This window comes from Plantibacter sp. CFBP 13570 (genome assembly GCF_014841395.1).
In the GTDB taxonomy this organism is placed as follows: domain Bacteria; phylum Actinomycetota; class Actinomycetes; order Actinomycetales; family Microbacteriaceae; genus Plantibacter; species Plantibacter auratus.
This window is the reverse complement of sequence record NZ_JACYTW010000004.1, coordinates 106,572-124,590: the sequence shown is the minus strand read 5'-3', so window position 1 is coordinate 124,590 and position 18,019 is coordinate 106,572. Positions and strand designations below refer to the sequence as shown.

17 protein-coding genes and 2 tRNA genes are annotated in these 18,019 nt (G+C 69.6%); 14 read left to right on the top strand and 5 right to left on the bottom strand.

From position 1 onward, the window contains the following. The first annotated feature begins 22 nt into the window (after window positions 1-22). Together IFT89_RS02900 and IFT89_RS02895 are read left to right on the top strand one after the other, a co-directional pair. A complete protein-coding gene (locus IFT89_RS02900; RefSeq protein WP_079705758.1) occupies window positions 23-781 on the top strand; it encodes an ABC transporter ATP-binding protein in 759 nt (252 codons plus the stop codon). Continuing rightward, window positions 778-2,190, top strand: a complete 1,413-nt coding sequence (locus tag IFT89_RS02895) for an ABC transporter permease (protein ID WP_191940954.1) — start codon at window positions 778-780, stop codon at window positions 2,188-2,190. The genes IFT89_RS02900 and IFT89_RS02895 overlap by 4 nt, the downstream gene beginning before the upstream one ends. Before the next feature lie 6 nt (window positions 2,191-2,196). Here the strand turns inward: IFT89_RS02895 and IFT89_RS02890 are convergent, their stop codons facing one another. Continuing rightward, a complete protein-coding gene (locus IFT89_RS02890; protein WP_079705760.1) occupies window positions 2,197-2,865 on the bottom strand; it encodes a trimeric intracellular cation channel family protein in 669 nt (222 codons plus the stop codon). An 83-nt stretch (window positions 2,866-2,948) separates the two neighbouring features. Here IFT89_RS02890 and recO point away from each other — a divergent pair, with 83 nt between their 5' ends. From recO to IFT89_RS02875, 3 genes are read left to right on the top strand one after another with little or no spacing between them, the layout of a single operon-like run. Then, complete coding sequence (gene recO, locus IFT89_RS02885) at window positions 2,949-3,686, top strand: DNA repair protein RecO (RefSeq protein WP_079705761.1); 738 nt, start codon at window positions 2,949-2,951, stop codon at window positions 3,684-3,686. Next, window positions 3,683-4,504, top strand: a complete 822-nt coding sequence (locus IFT89_RS02880; protein WP_124769218.1) for an isoprenyl transferase — start codon at window positions 3,683-3,685, stop codon at window positions 4,502-4,504. Before recO ends, IFT89_RS02880 begins: the two co-directional genes overlap by 4 nt. A gap of 28 nt (window positions 4,505-4,532) precedes the next feature. Beyond that, window positions 4,533-5,213, top strand: coding sequence for a DsbA family oxidoreductase (locus tag IFT89_RS02875; protein ID WP_085510728.1), 681 nt, complete (start codon window positions 4,533-4,535; stop codon window positions 5,211-5,213). 136 nt (window positions 5,214-5,349) lie between these two features. Here IFT89_RS02875 and IFT89_RS02870 read toward each other — a convergent pair whose 3' ends face one another. Then, window positions 5,350-5,868 carry an aminoacyl-tRNA deacylase gene (locus tag IFT89_RS02870; RefSeq protein WP_192018049.1) on the bottom strand — a complete coding sequence of 173 codons (519 nt, stop codon included), beginning with the start codon at window positions 5,866-5,868 and terminating at the stop codon, window positions 5,350-5,352. Window positions 5,869-5,919: 51 nt separating this feature from the next. Here IFT89_RS02870 and dusB point away from each other — a divergent pair, with 51 nt between their 5' ends. The 5 genes from dusB (at window position 5,920) to IFT89_RS02845 (ending at window position 11,434) form a co-directional block, all read left to right on the top strand. Beyond that, on the top strand, window positions 5,920-7,080 hold the full coding sequence (dusB, locus tag IFT89_RS02865; RefSeq protein ID WP_079705764.1) for a tRNA dihydrouridine synthase DusB: 1,161 nt from the start codon (window positions 5,920-5,922) through the stop codon (window positions 7,078-7,080). A 25-nt stretch (window positions 7,081-7,105) separates the two neighbouring features. Beyond that, window positions 7,106-8,353 (top strand): deoxyguanosinetriphosphate triphosphohydrolase, encoded by a 1,248-nt coding sequence (locus IFT89_RS02860; protein ID WP_202938172.1) that lies wholly within the window; start codon window positions 7,106-7,108, stop codon window positions 8,351-8,353. A gap of 88 nt (window positions 8,354-8,441) precedes the next feature. Then, window positions 8,442-10,316, top strand: coding sequence for a DNA primase (gene dnaG / locus IFT89_RS02855; protein ID WP_202938157.1), 1,875 nt, complete (start codon window positions 8,442-8,444; stop codon window positions 10,314-10,316). Window positions 10,317-10,418: 102 nt separating this feature from the next. Continuing rightward, window positions 10,419-11,267 carry an ATP-binding cassette domain-containing protein gene (locus IFT89_RS02850; protein WP_079705766.1) on the top strand — a complete coding sequence of 283 codons (849 nt, stop codon included), beginning with the start codon at window positions 10,419-10,421 and terminating at the stop codon, window positions 11,265-11,267. A 94-nt stretch (window positions 11,268-11,361) separates the two neighbouring features. Further along, a tRNA-Asn gene (locus IFT89_RS02845) sits at window positions 11,362-11,434 on the top strand. Window positions 11,435-11,633: 199 nt separating this feature from the next. On the opposite strand, the gene def is transcribed toward IFT89_RS02845, so the two are convergent. Further along, window positions 11,634-12,200: a peptide deformylase gene (gene def, locus IFT89_RS02840; protein WP_192018048.1), complete on the bottom strand. Its 567-nt coding sequence runs from the start codon at window positions 12,198-12,200 to the stop codon at window positions 11,634-11,636. A 70-nt stretch (window positions 12,201-12,270) separates the two neighbouring features. On the opposite strand from def, the gene IFT89_RS02835 reads away from it, so the two are divergent. The 3 genes from IFT89_RS02835 (at window position 12,271) to IFT89_RS02825 (ending at window position 14,770) form a co-directional block, all read left to right on the top strand. Further along, window positions 12,271-13,251, top strand: a complete 981-nt coding sequence (locus IFT89_RS02835; RefSeq protein WP_229939903.1) for a DMT family transporter — start codon at window positions 12,271-12,273, stop codon at window positions 13,249-13,251. A gap of 123 nt (window positions 13,252-13,374) precedes the next feature. Then, window positions 13,375-14,655 carry a glycosyltransferase gene (locus IFT89_RS02830; RefSeq protein WP_369821876.1) on the top strand — a complete coding sequence of 427 codons (1,281 nt, stop codon included), beginning with the start codon at window positions 13,375-13,377 and terminating at the stop codon, window positions 14,653-14,655. 40 nt (window positions 14,656-14,695) lie between these two features. Beyond that, window positions 14,696-14,770 (top strand) — tRNA-Ile (locus IFT89_RS02825). Window positions 14,771-14,921: 151 nt separating this feature from the next. Here the strand turns inward: IFT89_RS02825 and IFT89_RS02820 are convergent. Beyond that, window positions 14,922-15,890 (bottom strand): ROK family protein, encoded by a 969-nt coding sequence (locus IFT89_RS02820; protein WP_307783402.1) that lies wholly within the window; start codon window positions 15,888-15,890, stop codon window positions 14,922-14,924. 150 nt (window positions 15,891-16,040) lie between these two features. Between IFT89_RS02820 and IFT89_RS02815 the strand changes: the two genes are divergently transcribed. Then, a complete protein-coding gene (locus tag IFT89_RS02815; protein WP_064293650.1) occupies window positions 16,041-16,544 on the top strand; it encodes a DUF3145 domain-containing protein in 504 nt (167 codons plus the stop codon). 199 nt (window positions 16,545-16,743) lie between these two features. Here IFT89_RS02815 and IFT89_RS02810 read toward each other — a convergent pair whose 3' ends face one another. Further along, window positions 16,744-17,982 carry a beta-ketoacyl-[acyl-carrier-protein] synthase family protein gene (locus tag IFT89_RS02810; RefSeq protein WP_071260783.1) on the bottom strand — a complete coding sequence of 413 codons (1,239 nt, stop codon included), beginning with the start codon at window positions 17,980-17,982 and terminating at the stop codon, window positions 16,744-16,746. Between the last annotated feature and the right edge of the window lie 37 nt (window positions 17,983-18,019).

Here is an 18,019-nt window from a genome sequence, read left to right as displayed (position 1 = left end):
CCTCACTCCGTAGCTTCGGAGTATGACCACTTCAGCACAGCCGTCCGTCGTCGCCAGCGTCCACGGACTCAGGAAGAGCTACGGACCCGCCGACAACCAGGTCGTCGCCCTCGACGGCGTCGACCTCGAGATCGAGCGGGGCCGGTTCACCGCCATCATGGGCCCGAGCGGCTCGGGCAAGTCGACGCTCATGCACATCATGGCCGGCCTCGACCAGGCCACAGCTGGCCGGGTGCGCCTCGGTGACCAGGACATCACGGACCTCGACGACGGGCAGCTCACGATCCTCCGTCGGCGTCGTGTCGGCTTCGTGTTCCAGGCGTTCAACCTGGTGCCGACGCTCGACGTCGCGGCCAACATCCGGCTGCCCTTCGAGCTCGACGCCCGCCGTCCGACCGGTGAGGAGCAGAGCTGGATCGACGTGCTCGTGAGCACGCTCGGACTCGCCTCCCGACTCGGGCACCGCCCGCACGAACTCTCGGGCGGACAGCAGCAGCGCGTCGCGATCGCGCGTGCCCTCGCGACGCGACCCGAGCTCCTCTTCGCGGACGAACCGACCGGCAACCTCGACTCGCGCACCGGGCGGAGCGTCCTGGCCCTGCTGGCGGCGGCCAGCACCGAATACGGGCAGAGCATCGCGATGGTGACGCACGACCCGATCGCCGCGAGCTACGCGGACCGGATCGTGTTCCTCGCGGACGGCCGGGTCGTCGAGGACCGTCCCCGATCGACCGCCGAGCAGATCTCAGCGCTCATGCTCGGCATGGAGCGTGCGGCATGAGCCGGGTAGACCTCCGCCCCCGGGCCCGCGAGCATCGCGCGAGCCTCCTCGTCGCGACGCTGAGTGCCTCGTTCGGCGTCCTGTTGCTCATGGTCACGAGTGTGCTCTCCACCTTCATCCTGGCCGACGACGTGACGGGTTCCAGCGGCACCGTGGTGATCATGCTCATCCTCGCGGCCGCCGTGTTCGTCTCGTTGGCGGTGTACGTCGGTGCGATCGTCACGGCGAACACGTTCGCGACGATCGTCGCCGGGCGGACGAGGACGATCGCGCTGCTCCGCCTGATCGGTTCGACGGCGCGATCGCAGCGTCGCGCCGTCGCGAAGGAGGGCGTCGTCGTCGGCCTGCTCGGCGGGGGAGCCGGGCTGCTCGTCGGGCTCCTCGCGACCTTTGCGCTCGTGCGGATCGGGGTCGCGACCGGTGTGCTGCCCGAGTTGCCGTACGCGATCGTCGAACCGGCCGTGCTCCTGCCGGTCGTCGCAGTCGTCCTGACCACCTGGCTCGCGTCCTGGATCGGCGCGCGTCGCGTCCTGACGGTCACCCCGATGCAGGCGATCGGAGGATCGCAGGAGTTGAGCCGGGAGGAGGCCACCGCGCGGCCCGCCCGGAACGCGGTCGCGATCGGTCTCTTCGTGGTCGGCGTCCTGCTCCTGCTCGCCGGTGTCGGCGTCGGGCTCGTTTCGCCGCTCGGCGTGCTCATCGGCATCGTCGGCGGGATCGTCTCCTTCTCCGGCCTCGTGCTCGGTGCGCACCTCGTGATGCCGCCGGCACTGCGGCTGGTCGGCCGGCTGTTCGGCACCTCCGCGACGGCTCGACTCGCCGCCGAGAACGCCGTCCGCTACCCGGAGCGCAGTTCACGCACGACGATCGGACTGGTGATCGGCGTGACCCTCGTGACGATGTTCGCGGTCGCAGCGGCCAACTTCCAGGAGTTCGTGATGAACGCACAGGCTGCGAGTCCGGAGGTCTACGAGGGCACGCAGGCCGTGGTCGCGACGACCGTCGGCGTCTTCTCCGCCCTCATCGGGCTGAGCGCGCTCATCGCCGCGGTCGGGATGGTCAACAACCTCTCGCTCAGCGTCCTGCAGCGCACGCGCGAACTCGGACTGCTCCGCGCCCTGGGGTTCTCCGCAGCGCAGATCCGTCGCATGATCGTGATCGAGGCGGCCCAGTTGACGATCGCGGCCGTCGTCGTCGGCCTCGTCCTCGGGACGTTCTACGGGTGGGCAGGTGCCCAGTCGATGCTCGGCGCGATCAACGGTTCGCCCGGGCTGATCTTCCCGGTCATCCCGTGGGCCATCGTCGCCGTGATCGTCGTGCTCGCCGCACTCCTCACGGCTGTGGCCTCGGTCGCCCCATCACGTCGGGCGACCCGGATCGCGCCCGTCGCGGCACTCGCGGTCGACTGAGACGACTCAGCCGCGCGTCGAGCGGCGCCAGATCCGCCATCCGCCGATCTGGCGCTGCTCGGGCAACGTCCACCCGAACCGGACCGCCAGGAGGCGGATCACCGCGGTCGAGGAGACACCGACGATCGCCGCGATCCCGAGCGGCGCACCGAAGGTCACGGCGAGGACGAGGAGGGCGGTCCCGACCGCGGCCGCCACGGCGTAGAGCGACCCGACGTGCATGAGGGCGACGGGGACACCGAGCATGACGTCGCGGAGCACCGATCCTCCGACAGCGGAGACGGTGCCGACGAAGATCGCCGGGATGACCGGCAGGCCGGCTGCCAGGGCTTTGGTGGAGCCGATCGCTCCGAACATGCCGATCGTCAGGGCGTCGAGACCGATGATGACCGGCCCGAGCCTCGTGATGGTGCGCAGGAGGAACATCCCGAGCAGGGCGGCTCCCGAGGCGACGGGGAGGTACCAGTTGTTCTGGAGGGACGCCGGCACCTGTCCGAGGAGGATGTCGCGGATGAGACCGCCGCCGAGTCCGACGACGACGCCGATGATGGCGACGCCGAGCCAGTCGAGCTGACGATCCTGGAATCTGGCCGCGAACATCGCGCCCTGGACAGCGCCGATCGCGACCGCCGAGAGGTCGACCCACAGCGGAACGACGAAGAGGACCTCGTTCACGGCTTCATCTCTCCAGGCGCTCCTTCGATCCCCGACGGCGGTTCCCGGGTCACGTTGTCGGTGCGAGGCGGGATAATCGATGCGTGCCGGTATATCGAGACGAAGTGGTGGTGTTGCGGACCCACAAGCTCGGCGAGGCCGATCGCATCGTCACCATGCTCTCACGCAGCAGGGGCAAGATCAGGGCGGTCGCCAAGGGTGTCCGTCGCACCGGCTCGAAGTTCGGGTCCCGGCTCGAGCCGTTCATGGTCGCCGACGTCCAGTTCTACGAGGGCCGCAGCCTCGACACCATCACCCAGGCCGAGTCGCTCGGTTCGTACGGTGCCGAGATCAGCGCCGACTACGGGAGCTACACGGCCGCCAGCGCGATGGTCGAGGCGGCTGATCGTCTGACGGAGTCCGAAGGCTCCCTGCAGCAGTACCTACTGCTCGTCGGCGCTCTGCGGTCGCTCTCGAAGCATGAGCACGGTCCGCGGCTCACCCTCGACTCCTACCTGCTCCGGGCGTTCTCGCTCGCCGGTTGGGCACCGAGCTTCGGCGCCTGCTCGAGGTGTGGCACGGAGGGCGAGTACTCGCACGTCGTCGTGCAGCTCGGCGGGGTTGTGTGCGACGACTGCGCGCCCTCGGGGAGCCCTCGGCTCGACGCCGACACCCTCTCGCTCCTCGGAGCACTGCTCTCCGGCGATTGGGAGTACGCGGAGGCCGCCGCCGAGCAGACGGCCTCACGGGCGAGCGGGTTCACCGCCGCCTACGCGCAATGGCATCTGGAGCGCGGCCTACGGTCGCTCGCGCACCTCGAACAGGATCGGAGCCGCGGGTGACCCCGAAGCCTTACACCCACCGCGACGCGGTGCCGTTCAAACCGATCGACTGGACGGGGGAGGTCCCGCCCGAGTTCGCGAAGGGCGAGGTGCCGTCGCACGTCGCGATCGTCATGGACGGCAACGGCCGGTGGGCGAACCGACGCGGACTCACGCGTGTCGAAGGGCACAAGGCGGGCGAGGCCGCACTCCTCGACGTCGTGGCCGGTGCCCTGCAACTCGGGATCAAGCACCTGTCGGTGTACGCGTTCTCGACGGAGAACTGGAAGCGCTCACCCGACGAGGTCCGCTTCCTCATGGGGTTCAACCGCGAAGTGCTCCATCGACGGCGCGACCAACTGAACGAGTGGGGCGTGCGCGTGCGCTGGTCGGGTCGTCGGCCGCGGTTGTGGACCTCGGTCATCAAGGAGCTCCAGACGGCGGAGGAGCTGACGCGCGACAACGACCGCCTGACGCTCACCATGTGCGTCAACTACGGCGGTCGCAACGAGATCGTCGACGCGGTCCGCAGCATCGCCGACGACGTCGCCGCCGGCCGCATCAAGCCGTCGGCCGTCTCGGAGCGTCTCGTCCAGAGTCGGCTCTACCTGCCCGACCTCCCGGACGTCGACCTCTTCGTCCGGAGCTCCGGGGAGCAGCGCACCAGCAACTTCCAGCTGTGGCAGTCGGCCTACGCGGAGATGGTCTTCCTCGACACCCTCTGGCCCGACTTCGGGCGGCGTCAGCTCTGGGAGGCCGTCGAGCGGTACGCCGGACGTGACCGCCGCTTCGGCGGCGCGCGCGACGTGCCAGACGCCCCGGCGCCCTCGGGGGAATGACCGACGGGTGTCGGTGGTTGGCCCTGACATGAGTGAACCCATCAAGATCGACATCTGGTCCGACATCGCCTGCCCGTGGTGCTACATCGGCAAGCGCAAGTTCGAGCGGGGTGCGGCGGAGTTCGCGCAGCTCGGCGACGGACGCGAGGTCGAGGTCGAGTACCACTCCTTCGAGCTGGCACCCGACACCCCGGTCGACTTCGACGGCACCGAGATCGACTTCCTCGTGAAGCACAAGGGCATGCCGGCCGACCAGGTGCAGCAGATGCTCGATCGGGTGACGGGGATCGCCTCGGACGCCGGTCTCGAATACGACTTCGGCATCCTCCAGCACACGAACACGGTGAAGGCGCACGAACTGCTGCACCTCGCCAAGGCGGAGGGGAAGCAGCTCGAGATGACCGAGCGCCTCCTGCGGGCCTACTTCACCGAGGGCCGCCATGTCGGTCGCATCGAGGACCTCGCCGACCTCGCCGTCGAGGTGGGGCTCGACCGGTCCGCCGTGGTCTCGGCACTGGAATCCGGCCAGTACACGCAGGCGGTCCGCGAGGACCAGGCGACGGCACAGGGGTACGGCATCCAGGGCGTCCCGTTCTTCGTCATCGACGGCGCCTACGGGGTGTCCGGGGCGCAGGAGGCGGCCGCGTTCACGCAGGTCCTCGAGCAGGTCTGGACGGAACGCGCGAGCACCGAGCCGGTGCAGGCGTGAGCACGGAGACGACGTCCCCTGAGCGCAGCGTCGATGATCAGCAGCCCGCGACGGTCCGGCCGGCGCTCCGACTCCTCGGGGGCGACGCCGTCGTCTGCGAGGGCGACACTTGCCTCGTGCTCCCGCCGGAGCCGGCTCAGGACTGAGGCTCCTCCGGCTCGGTGAGGTCCGCGGTGACGGCGCCGATGGCGGTGAGGTACTCCGCCGCGTCGACGAAGGCGCTCCACCCGTGCTCGCCGGCGCCGATCGAGATGCGCCCACCGCGCTCGAGGATGCGCTCGTCCGCGTAGACGGGGAGTGGAGCGCTCGCACCGAGGACGGTGATGGTGCCCCGCTCGTAGCCGGTCGCCTGGAACGCGGTCGCCGCGTCCGGCATCGCGAGCTTGTTCACACCGAGCAGCGTGCGGAACGGCGGCCAGGAGATCTTGCGGCCGCCGGGCACGAGGGCGAAGAGGTAGTCGCCGCTGCGACGCTTCACGACGATCGTCTTGACGATGTCCGCGGGCTCGATGCCGAGCAGCTCCGCAGCCTCGTGGAGACTGCGCGCGGGCGGTCGCTCGACCAGCTCCACGTCGAGACCGAGTGCGGCGGCCGCTGCTCGGACGCGCTCGCGGCCGGACGGCTGGAGGTCGGCGGGCGGGACGGCGTCTGACATGTGGTCCTCACTGGGCGCGGGAGCGCCGATCATCTGGGAGAATCGAGGGTGATGTCTCTTCCTACCACGCTCTCGCAGCGCCCGAGCCTCGCGATCGGGCCCATCGTGCTCGACTCGCCGGTCGTGCTCGCCCCCATGGCCGGGATCACCAACACGGCGTTCCGTCGCCTGTGCCGCGAATACGGCGCCGGACTGTACGTCAGCGAGATGATCACCTCCCGTGCGCTCGTCGAACGCACGCCGGAGACCATGCGGCTCATCCAGCACCACGAGAGCGAGACGCTCCGGTCCATCCAGCTCTACGGCGTCGACCCGAAGACGGTCGCCGAGGCCGTCACCATGCTCGTCGCCGAGGATCGCGCCGACCACATCGACCTCAACTTCGGCTGCCCGGTGCCCAAGGTCACCCGCAAGGGCGGGGGAGCGGCGCTGCCCTGGAAGACCGGGCTCTTCCGCGACATCGTCGAGGGCGCGGTCCGTGCCGCAGGCGACGTCCCGCTCACGATCAAGATGCGCAAGGGCATCGACTCCGACCACCTCACCTACCTCGAGGCCGGCCGGATCGCCGAGGGCGCCGGCGTGGCGTCGATCGCGCTGCACGCCAGGACCGCCGCCGAGTTCTACTCCGGCCACGCGGACTGGTCGGCGATCACCAAGCTCAAGGAGACGGTCACCTCAGTGCCGGTCCTCGGGAACGGCGACATCTGGTCGGGCGAGGACGCCCTCAGGATGGTCGACGAGACGGGTTGCGACGGCGTCGTCGTGGGCCGCGGTTGCCTCGGTCGCCCCTGGCTCTTCGGCGACCTCAGCTCGGCGTTCGCCGGCGAGGGCGGCAAGGCAGAGCCGTCCCTGGGCGACGTCGCGGCCGCGTTCCGGCGTCACGCCGAGCTCCTGGCCGAGTTCTTCGAGAGCGAGGAGCGCGGCTGCCGCGACATCCGGAAGCACGTCGCCTGGTACTTCAAGGGCTACCCGGTCGGTGGCGACCTCCGCGCGAGCCTCGCGACCGTGGAGTCGCTCGACCAGCTCGACGAACTGCTCGCGACCCTCGACTGGACCGCTCCCTACCCGGGCGCCGCGGCCGAAGGGCAGCGCGGGCGCGCCGGTACGCCGAAACGACCGGCACTGCCCTACGGCTGGCTCGACTCGCAGTCGCTGGGTGCCGACGAGCAGACCGAGATCGCGGGAGCGGAACTGGACCACAGTGGCGGATAGCATCATCGAGCAGGGGAGCGTCTCCATGGACCGGGACGGCTACACCCTGCACGACGAGGAACGCTGGATGCCCGAGCACCACTCGACGCGACGCTCCGACTTCGCGCGCGATCGTGCACGGCTGTTGCACTCCAGTGCCCTGCGGCGACTCGCCGCCAAGACCCAGGTGCTGAGCCCGACGAGCGGTGTCGACTTCGCGCGGAACCGGCTGACCCATTCCCTCGAGGTGGCGCAGGTCGGTCGCGAGCTGGCGGCCAGCCTCGACCTCGCGCCGGACGTCGTCGACACGGCGTGCCTCGCGCACGACCTCGGTCACCCGCCGTTCGGTCACAACGGCGAACGAGCGCTCAACGACTGGTCCGCCGCGATCGGCGGGTTCGAGGGCAACGCCCAGACCCTGCGGATCCTGACGCGCCTCGAATCCAAGGTCTTCGGTCCCGACGGCGAGCCGTACGGTCTGAACCTCACCCGCGCGAGCCTCGACGCCAGCTGCAAATACCCGTGGCCGGCCGCTCAGTCGGTGCCGGATCCCGGTGGTCGCGCCAAGTTCGGGTTCTTCGACGAGGACTCTGCGGCCTTCCGCTGGTTGCGAGCCGGCGCTCCCGAGCGCGTCCGCTGCATCGAGGCGCAGGTCATGGACCTCGCGGACGACATCGCCTACTCCGTGCACGACTTCGAGGACGCCGTCGTCGGGGAGTACATCGACCCGGCGTTCCTGAACGCGCGCGCAGGACACGACCGCCTCATCGACACCGCGCTGTCCTGGGCCGGCGACGACTTCACCCACGACGACCTCGCCGCCGCCTTCGACCGGCTGCAGTCCTCGCACACCTGGATCACCGCCTGGGACGGCTCCCGGCGCGACCTCGGTCGCCTCAAGAACTTCACGAGCCAGATGATCGGTCGGTTCGCCGGTGCGGCGACTGCGGCGACCCGAGAGGCCTTCCCTCAGGCCAGCCTCGTGCGGTTCGGGGCCGACGTCGTGGTGCCCCACGGCATCCAGGCCGAGATCGCCCTCCTCAAGGGGATCGTCGCCGCGTTCGTGATGTACAGCGACTCCCGCCAGCCGCTGTACGTCCGGCAGCGGGAGATCCTCATCGAACTGTCGGACGCGGTGTTCGCGCTCGGGGAGTCGGCCCTCGACGTCGGCTTCGCGGCGGACTGGCGGGCAGCCGGGTCCGATGCGGAACGCCGTCGTGTCGTCGTCGACCAGATCGCGAGCCTGACCGATCAGAGCGCTCTCTCCTGGCACGAACGGCACGTCGGCGCCTGACGCTCCTCCACACGGGAGCGGGCCTCCGACTCCGCTGTGCGGAGGCCCTCAGGGATGGACGATGGACGCACGAGACTAGGATCGAAGCATGGCCGGACGGATTCGACAGAGCGATGTTGAAGAGGTCAAGGCACGCACCAACATCGGCGACGTCGTCGGTGACTACGTCTCGCTGAAGTCCGCCGGCGTCGGCTCGCTGAAGGGCTTGTGCCCCTTCCACGACGAACGCAGCCCGAGCTTCCATGTGCGCCCCACGGTCGGGCTGTACCACTGCTTCGGCTGCGGCGAGAGCGGCGACGTCTACAGCTTCCTGCAGAAGATGGACCACGTGACGTTCGCCGAGTCGGTGGAACGTCTCGCGCAGCGCATCGGCTACCCGCTCAGCTACGAGGAGGGCGGCGGCAAGGTCGATCACGGCAACCGGGCTCGCCTCTTCGCCGCCAACCAGGCTGCCGCCGAGTACTTCCAGCAGCAGCTCCACGACGGCGATGCCGACCTCGGGCGGCGGTTCCTCGGCGAACGAGGCTTCGACGCCGCCGCTGCCGACCACTTCGGGATCGGGTTCGCGCCTGCCGGCTGGGACCACCTCATGAAGGCGCTGCGGTCTCGCGGATTCTCCGACGAGGAGATGCTCGCGGCCGGGCTCGTGTCGAGCGGCGACCGCGGGGTCTACGACCGGTTCCGCGGGCGCCTCATCTGGCCCATCCGCGACACCACCGGCCAGGTGCTCGGCTTCGGCGCCCGGCGCCTCCGCGACGACGACAAGGGGCCGAAGTACCTCAACACCCCGGAGACGGCGATCTACCACAAGGCGCAGGTCCTCTACGGCCTCGACCTCGCCAAACGCGACATCTCGCGCGGCAAGCGCGTCGTCGTCGTCGAGGGGTACACCGACGTCATGGCCTGCCACCTGGCGGGGGAGACCACCGCGGTGGCGACCTGCGGGACCTCGTTCGGGGTCGACCACATCAAGATGATCCGCCGCGTCATGGGCGACGACTCCGCCACCGGCGAGGTCATCTTCACGTTCGACCCTGATGAGGCCGGGCAGAAGGCCGCGACGCGTGCGTTCGGCGAGGAGAAGCGCTTCTCGGCCCAGACGTACGTCGCCGTGTCCTCCGACGGCCTCGACCCCTGCGACCTCCGCCTCAACCGCGGCGACGGCGCCATCCGGAAGCTCGTCGACGGCCGCGAGCCGATGTTCGAGTTCATCATCCGGCGGACCCTGGCGGGCTTCGATCTCGAGACGGTCGAGGGCCGCGTCGGCGCACTCCGCGCGGCCGCGCCGGTCGTCGCCGAGATCCGCGACCCCTCGCTCCGTCCCGGGTACACCCGGGTGCTCGCGAAGCAGCTCGGCATGGAACTCGACGAGGTGGCCCGCGCCGTGCGGGCCGCTGGCGGTGCCGCCGCAGGAGGCTCGCAGAACTCCGCACGAGACGCCCGCCAGCAGGGCCCCGGCGCACCCGCTGCCGAGTCGCCGCGCGAGCGACAGGCCTCGCTCAACGACCTGCCCAAGGACCCGTCGACGCGCCTCGAGCAGGACGCCCTTCGCGCGATCCTGCAGCTGCCCCAGCACCTCGAACGCCCCATGCTGGAGCGCGCGGTCCAGAGTTCGGTCGCCAACAGTTCCCTCGCCGTGGTGCGCGACGCCATGAGTGTGAGCCTGGACCACCTCGGGACGAACGCCTGGCTCGAGACCGTCATCGCGCAGGTCCCACCCGGCTTCGACGGACTGGTCCGCGAGCTCGGGGTGTCACCACTGCCCGAGACGAACGAAGAGAAGCTGCCGAGCTACGTCCGGGACATCGCGCGGGCGCTGATCGACCGCGACCTCCTCGGTCGCAAGGCGGCGCTGCTCGGGTCGTTGCGCCGTACCGACCCCCGCGACGAGTCCCACCGGGAGATCACCCGGCAGCTCGCAGACGTCGAGGCCGAACGGCGTGCGCTCCGCGCCGAGGCCTGACGCGGTCCGCCTCCTCCGAGCGTGGCACGTGGCCCCGCCGGGATCGCCGGATACACTCGATGGCGATCCGGTGGCTCCCCGTGCACCGGAAGGAGAGGTCTCATGAAGCACCCAGAGCAGGACGGACCGGCGGTCCGGGCGAGTGATCTGAGCGTCGACTACGCCGCGCACGGCGTGAGCCCGAGCAATCGAGCCCTGGACGGCATCAGCTTCGAGCTGCCCGTCGGCGGCTCGCTCGGGGTCATCGGCAGCTCGGGCTCGGGGAAGAGCACGCTCCTGCGGGTACTGTCCGGACGCCACCTGACCGGAGCGGACTCACGTCCGTTCGTGTCCGGCGGCGACGCGAGCACGCTCGGTCGCTCCATGCGCAAGGTGGGCCGCAAAGAACTCACGAAACTCACGTTCGAGGTGTCGCTGCTCGAGCAGGAGGCCGGTGCGCACCTGAAGCCCGAACTCACCGTCACGGAGCTCATCTCCGAACCCGTGCTCGCTCGCGACAAGAAGTTCAGCGAGCAGGCGCTCGGCGTCCGGGTCGCCACACTGCTGGACGCCGTGCAGATGCCCCTCTCCAGCCTCGACAAGTACCCCTACGAGCTGAGCGGTGGTCAGCGACAGCGCATCGCCATCGCGCGCGCCCTCGTCCTCGGCCCGAAGGTGTTCATCGCCGACGAACCGACGGCCGGCATCGACATCACGGTCCGGCACACGGTGACCGAGTTGCTCGACGGGTTCCGACGCGACGGCGGCACGGTCATCGTCGTGACACACGACCTCGCCATGCTCCGCGAGGTGACCGACGACGTCCTGGCGCTCCACCAGTCACGGGTCGTGGGCTACGGCCCGATCGACGCGATGCTCGCCGATCCGCCGCACGAGTTCCTCGCGGCGCTCGCCCAGTCGGGCGGCACCGAGACCCAGTACGAGACGCCCGAGGCCGTCGGCATCGATTGATCGCGTGTCGATTTGGAGTCTGCGAATCCTTTGCTACAGTAGATACGCGCTGCAACGCAGAGGCCGGATTCGTCCGGCCGGTCGAAGCACGTATTCCTCGATAGCTCAATTGGCAGAGCAATCGACTGTTAATCGATAGGTTGTTGGTTCGAGTCCAACTCGAGGAGCTGCACAGAATCCCTCGGTCCATACGGACCGGGGGATTCGTCGTTGGCGGCCGGTTTCACGAAACCGGCAAGGACGCCGTAGACTAGGCAACGAGGCCCGAAGACTCCACTCTTCGGGCCTCGTTGCATGTCCGGACACCCTGCGCCTGTCGAGGGGACACCGTGCCGATGGTGCCGGCGTCGTCTCCGTCGAGCTGGTTCAGCCCTCGAGGTCGTCGCGACCCGGCAGCCAGGAGATCCCGGGGACGCCCCAGCCAGCCTTGCGGATCGCCTTCGCCGCTCGGCGCGAGTGCGGCAGTTCCAAGCGGTCCACGTAGAGCACACCGTTGAGGTGGTCGAACTCGTGCTGCAGGATGCGTGCGCGCCAGCCGACGACCCGCAGCTCGACCGGGTCGCCCTCGAGGTCGGTCCCGGTGAGCATGGCTGCTTCCGCGCGACGGAGCGGGTGCCGCTCGCCGGGGACGGAGAGGCAGCCCTCCGACTCGGCCTCCTCGTCGAGCTCGCCCACCGGCGGGGGACTGATCCACAGCACCGGGTTGATCGCGACGCCACGCCACGGCTGGCCGTCGTCGTCCTCGTAGCTGTAGACGAAGAGGCGGAGCGGGACGCCGACCTGCGGGGCCGCGAGTCCGACGCCGGGAGCGAGGTCCATGGTCTCGTACATGTCGGCGACGAGCCGTCGGAGGTCGTCGTCCACCGTGGTGACCGGCCGGGCGACGGAGTGGAGCACCGGGTCACCGGTCACGTGGATCTCGAGAATTGCCATTGCTCGAGCCTATCCGCTGGGCTCGGCCTGCCGCGCCGGGATCAGCGGGACCGCGGGGTACCCTCGACGGGTGATCCACTCCGCCATCGACATCGCCGACCTCGCGGACGACTTCACCCGCAACCCCTCGCAGCTCCTCGGTATCCCGTTCGCGCTCCTCGGCGCTGTCTTCCTCTCGCTCGGCGCGCAGCTGCAGCACCGGGGCGTGGCCAAGGTCGAGTCGTCGAGCGGCACCGACGCGACGTCGGGGCTCAACGTCGCTCAGCTCCTGGCGCTGCTCAGTCGGCCGTCCTGGGTGACCGGAACGGTGATGCTCGGGCTCGCGATCGTGCTCCAGCTCGGCAGTCTGTCCCTCGCACCGATCACCCTCGTCCAGCCGTTGGGTGCGGTCGCGCTCGTCATCACCGCGGTGGTGAACAGCAGGATCAGCGGCGTCCGGTTGAACCGTCGATCGGTCGTCGCGATCGTCGCCTGCGTCGGCGGCGTCGGTCTGTTCGTGACGATCGCGGCGGTCTTCACGGGCGAGCACCGGATCACCGAGGCCGAGCTCGTCACGATCCTGGTGATGCTCGGCGTCGTGCTCGTCGTGTTCGGACTCGGTTTCATGGTGTTCCGTTCCCGCTTCACGGCCATCTTCTACATCGTCGGGACCGGCGTGCTCTACGGCTTCGTCGCGACGCTCGCCAAGGTCATCATCGGACGGCTGCAGCAGGGCGAGTTCGACTGGCTCACGGTCCTCTGCGGGCTCGGCCTCGTCGCCGCGAGTGCGCTCGGCGGCTACTTCGTGCAGACCGCCTACTCCTCGGGGCCGCCCGACCTGGTCATCGCGGGCCTCACCGTCATCGATCCGATGATCGCGGTCGGCATCGGCATCATCGTGCTGGGGGAGGCGAGCAACGCACCGTTCTGGGCTGGCTTCGGCTTCGTCGTGGCCGGCGCGATCGCCGTGTGGGGAGTCTTCCAGCTCGCTCGCCATCACCCACAGGTGAGCCAGACGCCGGCGGCCGCAGCAGCCGCGAAGGCCCTCGCGACCGGCGACGCGCCCGCCTGAGCCCTGGAGCCCGAACGGGCTGCAGGTATGCTTGAGCATGGCGTTCCGCGCCGCATCAGGGTCGTGAGCGACCGCCCGCACCCCCTCACATCACTGGCCAAGCACAGAGGAATCACCGATACCTTGACTTCTCCCGACGACCAGCACCTCGCGAAGGCGTCCAGCACGACGCCGAGCGCCGACACCCACAAGCCGCTGCGGGTGGTCATCGGTGCCGACACCTTCTCGCCCGACGTGAACGGCGCCGCACGCTTCGCCGAACGCCTCGCGGCCGGACTCGTCCGCCGAGGCCACGACGTCCACATCGTGGCGCCCGCCGGCTCGCGCAAGTTCGGCACGTGGAAGGAGACCCACGAGGGTCAGACGATGACGGCGCACCGCCTCTTCAGTCTCCGGTGGTACCCGCACGACTGGCTGCGCTTCGCGATGCCGTGGTCGATGCGACGGAACGCCCGGAAGATCCTCGACCGCGTGAAGCCCGACGTCGTGCACCTGCAGTCGCACATCGTGGTGGGCCGTGGCCTCTCGATCGAGGCCGAGCAACGCGGCATCCGCATGGTGGCGACGAACCACATCATGCCCGACAACATCCTCGACTTCACCGTCATCCCCAAGCGCACCCAGGAGTGGCTCGTCCGGACGCAGTGGGCTGCCGCCCGTCGCGTCTTCGATCGTGCCTTCGCCGTGACGACCCCGACGCGCAAGGCCGCCGACTTCCTGGAGCAGTTCACGGGCCTGACCGGTGTGCACGCGATCTCCTGCGGGATCGAGGCCGGACAGTACACGCCGTCGTTCGAACCGCGGAAGCGCAACACCATCCTCTTCGTGGGTCGCATCACGAGCGAGAAGCAGATCGACGTGCTCCTGCGCGCGCTCACGAAACTCCCGAAGGAACTCGACGCCCACGTCGACGTCATCGGTGGCGGCGACCAGGCGAAGAACCTCGAGCAGCTGACCCAGCAGCTCGGCATCGGCGACCGCGTCCGATTCCTCGGCAAGGTGTCCGACGATGAGGTGAAGCAGGCCTACACGAACGCCACCGTCTTCGCGATGCCGTCCATCGCGGAGCTGCAGAGCATCGCGACGATGGAGGCCATGGCCTCCGGTCTCCCGGTGGTCGCGGCCGATGCCATGGCGCTGCCCCACCTCGTGCACGATCAGGTCAACGGGTACCTGTTCGAGCCGGGCAACGTCGACGCACTGGCCGAGCGGCTCGCGACGGTACTCAGCGCCTCGCCCGAGGAGTACCGCCGGATGCAGGACGCCTCGTTGGAGCTCGTCTCCGCACACGACATCGAGCGCACGCTCGACACCTTCGAAGCGCTCTACCGCGGCGAGCAGGTCGTCGACCCGACGACCGAGCGTCACACGGCGACCGCAGACCGCCAGGAATCCCGCGACTGACTCCCGCCCGGCGGGCCACTCGGTACACTGGGTTCCGCACGGGGCGGTAGCCAAGCTGGTGAAGGCATTCGGCTCATAACCGAACGATGCGTGGGTTCAAGTCCCACCCGCCCTACCGATATCCGGTCCACCAGCCTTGGTTCCGGCCCCTGAGCTTGTCGAAGGGCGCCCTTCGACAGGCTCAGGGACCGGGGTGGGGCGGCTCAGGGACCAGGATGGGGCGGCTCAGGGACCGGTGGGGTCGCTCAGGACCGGGACGTGCGCGTTCAGTCCGCGAGGACGAGGGCGGCAGCACCGATGAGCGGGCCGTCGGCGTCCAGCCCGGCCGGGACCACGCGGAGTTCCCGGGCGTAGGCGTGCAGCGCAGCCGCGGTCGCAGCCGCTTGGACGAGGTCGAGGTAGTCGGGGGAGACCCGCGAGAAGCCGCCTCCGATCGCGACGCGTTCCAGGTCGAGCAGGGTCGTGATGCTGCCGAGGGCTTCGCCGACCGCCTCGGCGGAACGTCGGACGGCGCGGATCGCGATCTCCGTTCCAGCTGCGTAGTCGGCCCCGAGCTGTTCGCCCGTCGTGCCGGTCCATCCCTGGGCGCGCGCCCAGGCGACCGTCGCGGTCCCCGACGCGATGCCCTCCAACGTCCAGGGTGTGCCGACAGCATCCGGTTCGCGTCGGCGGAGCTGCATCTGGCCGAGGTGGCCGGCGTTGCCCGAGGTGCCGGGGACGAGTCGGGATCCGAGGATGATTCCGCCACCGATCCCGGTGGAGACGACGATGCCCATGCTGTTCTCGGTTCCGCGGAGTGCGCCCTGCCAGTGCTCGGCCAGGGCGATGCAGGTGCCGTCGAGTCGGAGTTCCACCGGACCGGACGTGAAGCACCGGAGCTCCGCCACGACGGGGAAGTCGGCGAGTCGGGGGAGGTTGATCGGCGAGACGGTACCGTCGGTCCTGCCGATGGGGCCCGCCGAACCGATCCCGACGCCGGACACCGGCCTGCCATGGGCCGCGATGCTCCGTTCGGCGGTCTGGAGGATCGACGCCACGAGTTCCTCGCGGGTGGCCGCGGCGCCCGTCGGACCGCGGAACCGGGTGCCGGGCAGGATCCGTCCCTCGGCATCGACGACGGCCGCTTCGACCTTCGTGCCGCCGATGTCGATCGCGAGGGCCTCGTGCATCACCGCTCCATCCTGGAGGGCCGTCAGTCCGGGCCGGCTCCCGATCCAGCGTACTGGGAACGACACGGTTGTCATTCCTCCAGGTCATGGGGCATAATGCTCGTATCGGCGCGAGTCGAACAACTGCATACACGGAGGTCCGGTCAGCCGGACACCGACATGGATCACACTGCATGGGTCGTTGGGGAAGACGCACCCGGACGCAGTGGAGGAATCATGTCGACACCGATGACGAAGGGTGTGCTGTTCGTGCACTCGTCGCCTCGCGCGCTCTGCCCGCACCTCGAATGGGCGGCAGGTCGCGCTCTTGGTCGTGCCATCAGTTTCGACTGGGAAGATCAGCCGATCCTCCGCGGTGCGCAGCGTGCCGAGGTCTTCTGGGAAGGCCCGCACGGCACCGGTGCCGCCCTCGCCTCAGCCCTGCGCGGCTGGGAGCACCTCCGCTACGAGGTGAGTGAAGACCCGGCCCAGGGCGTCGACGGTGCCCGTTGGATGCACACACCCGACCTCGGGATCTTCTACGCGCAGACCGACAGCATCGGCAACGTCGTCGTCCCGGAGGATCGCATCCGGTACGCCATGGAGGTCGGTGCCGGGAACGCCGCCGAACTCCAGCGCGAACTCCGCGTCGCGCTCGGACAGCCGTGGGACGACGAACTCGAGCCGTTCCGTCACGCCGGCGACGGGTCCTCCGTCATCTGGCTGCACAACGTGGGCTGATCCGGCCCCGCCGGCGCGGCGGCACCGCGCACGCGAGACAACTTCACAGACGACAGGGTGCCCACGTGGCGTGGACCGTGCGAGGTCGGTGACACTCCCGGCAGACACGAGGTGACGAAACGGCGGCACCCTGGTCAGTAGACGACGACGGGTCGTGGTGCATGCACCACGACCCGTCGTCGTCTCCGTCGCGGACGGCTCAGTAGCTCCGGAACGCGACGACCGCGTTGTGGCCGCCGAACCCGAACGAGTTGCTGATGGCGAGCAGGTCGCCGGACCCGAGCTCACGCGGCGTCGTGACGACGTCGAGCGGGATCTCCGGGTCCTGGTTGTCGAGGTTGATGGTCGGCGGGATGACCCGGTGGTGCAGGGCGAGCGCCGTGTAGGCCGCTTCGATGGCGCCCGCGCCACCGAGGAGGTGGCCGGTCGAGGCCTTGGTGGCCGTCACGGCGATGTCGTCGAGGTGGGCACCGAAGACCCGACGCAGTGCGTTGTACTCCGCGATGTCGCCGACGGGGGTGCTCGTGGCGTGTGCGTTGACGTGCACGACGTCGTCGAGCGACGCGCCGCCGTTCTCGACGGCCGCACGCATGGCGCGGGCAGCAGCCGAACCCTCGGGGTCGGGAGCGGTGATGTGGTACGCGTCGCTCGTCACCGCACCACCGAGGAGCTCGGCGTAGATGCGGGCGCCACGGGCCTTGGCGTGCTCCTCGGTCTCGACGATGAGCGCTGCCGCACCCTCACCGAGGACGAATCCGTCGCGGTCGACGTCGTAGGGACGCGAGGCGATGGCGGGGTCGTCGTTGCGCTTGGACAACGCCTGCATGGCCGCGAAGGACGCGAGCGGGAGCGGGTGGATGGCGGCTTCGGAGCCACCGGCCACGACGATGTCGGCGAGGCCGGCCTGGAGGTGGTCGTAGGCGTTGGCGAGCGACTCGGTGCTTGACGCACAAGCGGAGACGACGGTGCGCTCTCCACCGCGGGCGCCGAGGTCCATGCCGATCGCCGCTGCCGGGCCGTTCGGCATGAGCATCGGGACGGTCATGGGGAGGACGCGGCGGGGGCCCTTCTCGCGCAGGGTGTCCCAGGCGTCGAGGAGCGTCCACACGCCGCCGATGCCGGTGGCCCAGTCGACGAGGAGTCGCTCCGGATCGACCTCGGGGGCGCCGGCGTCCTGCCAGGCCTCGCGCGCGGCGATCAGGGCGAACTGGCTCGACGGGTCGAGTCGCTTGACCTCACGACGGTCGAGGATGTCCGCGGTGGGGACGGCGGCCTGTGCGGCGAAGCGTACGGGCAGCTCGAGCTCTTCGGCCCATGGCTGCTCGAGACGGCTTGCACCGCTCTTGCCGGCGAGGAGGTTGTCCCAGGAGTCGGTGGCGTTGCCGCCGAGGGGAGTGGTGGCACCGATGCCGGTGATGACGATGCGTTTGGTGGTCATTCAGTCAAACCTTCTGTGGAGACGACGAGGGGGTCCG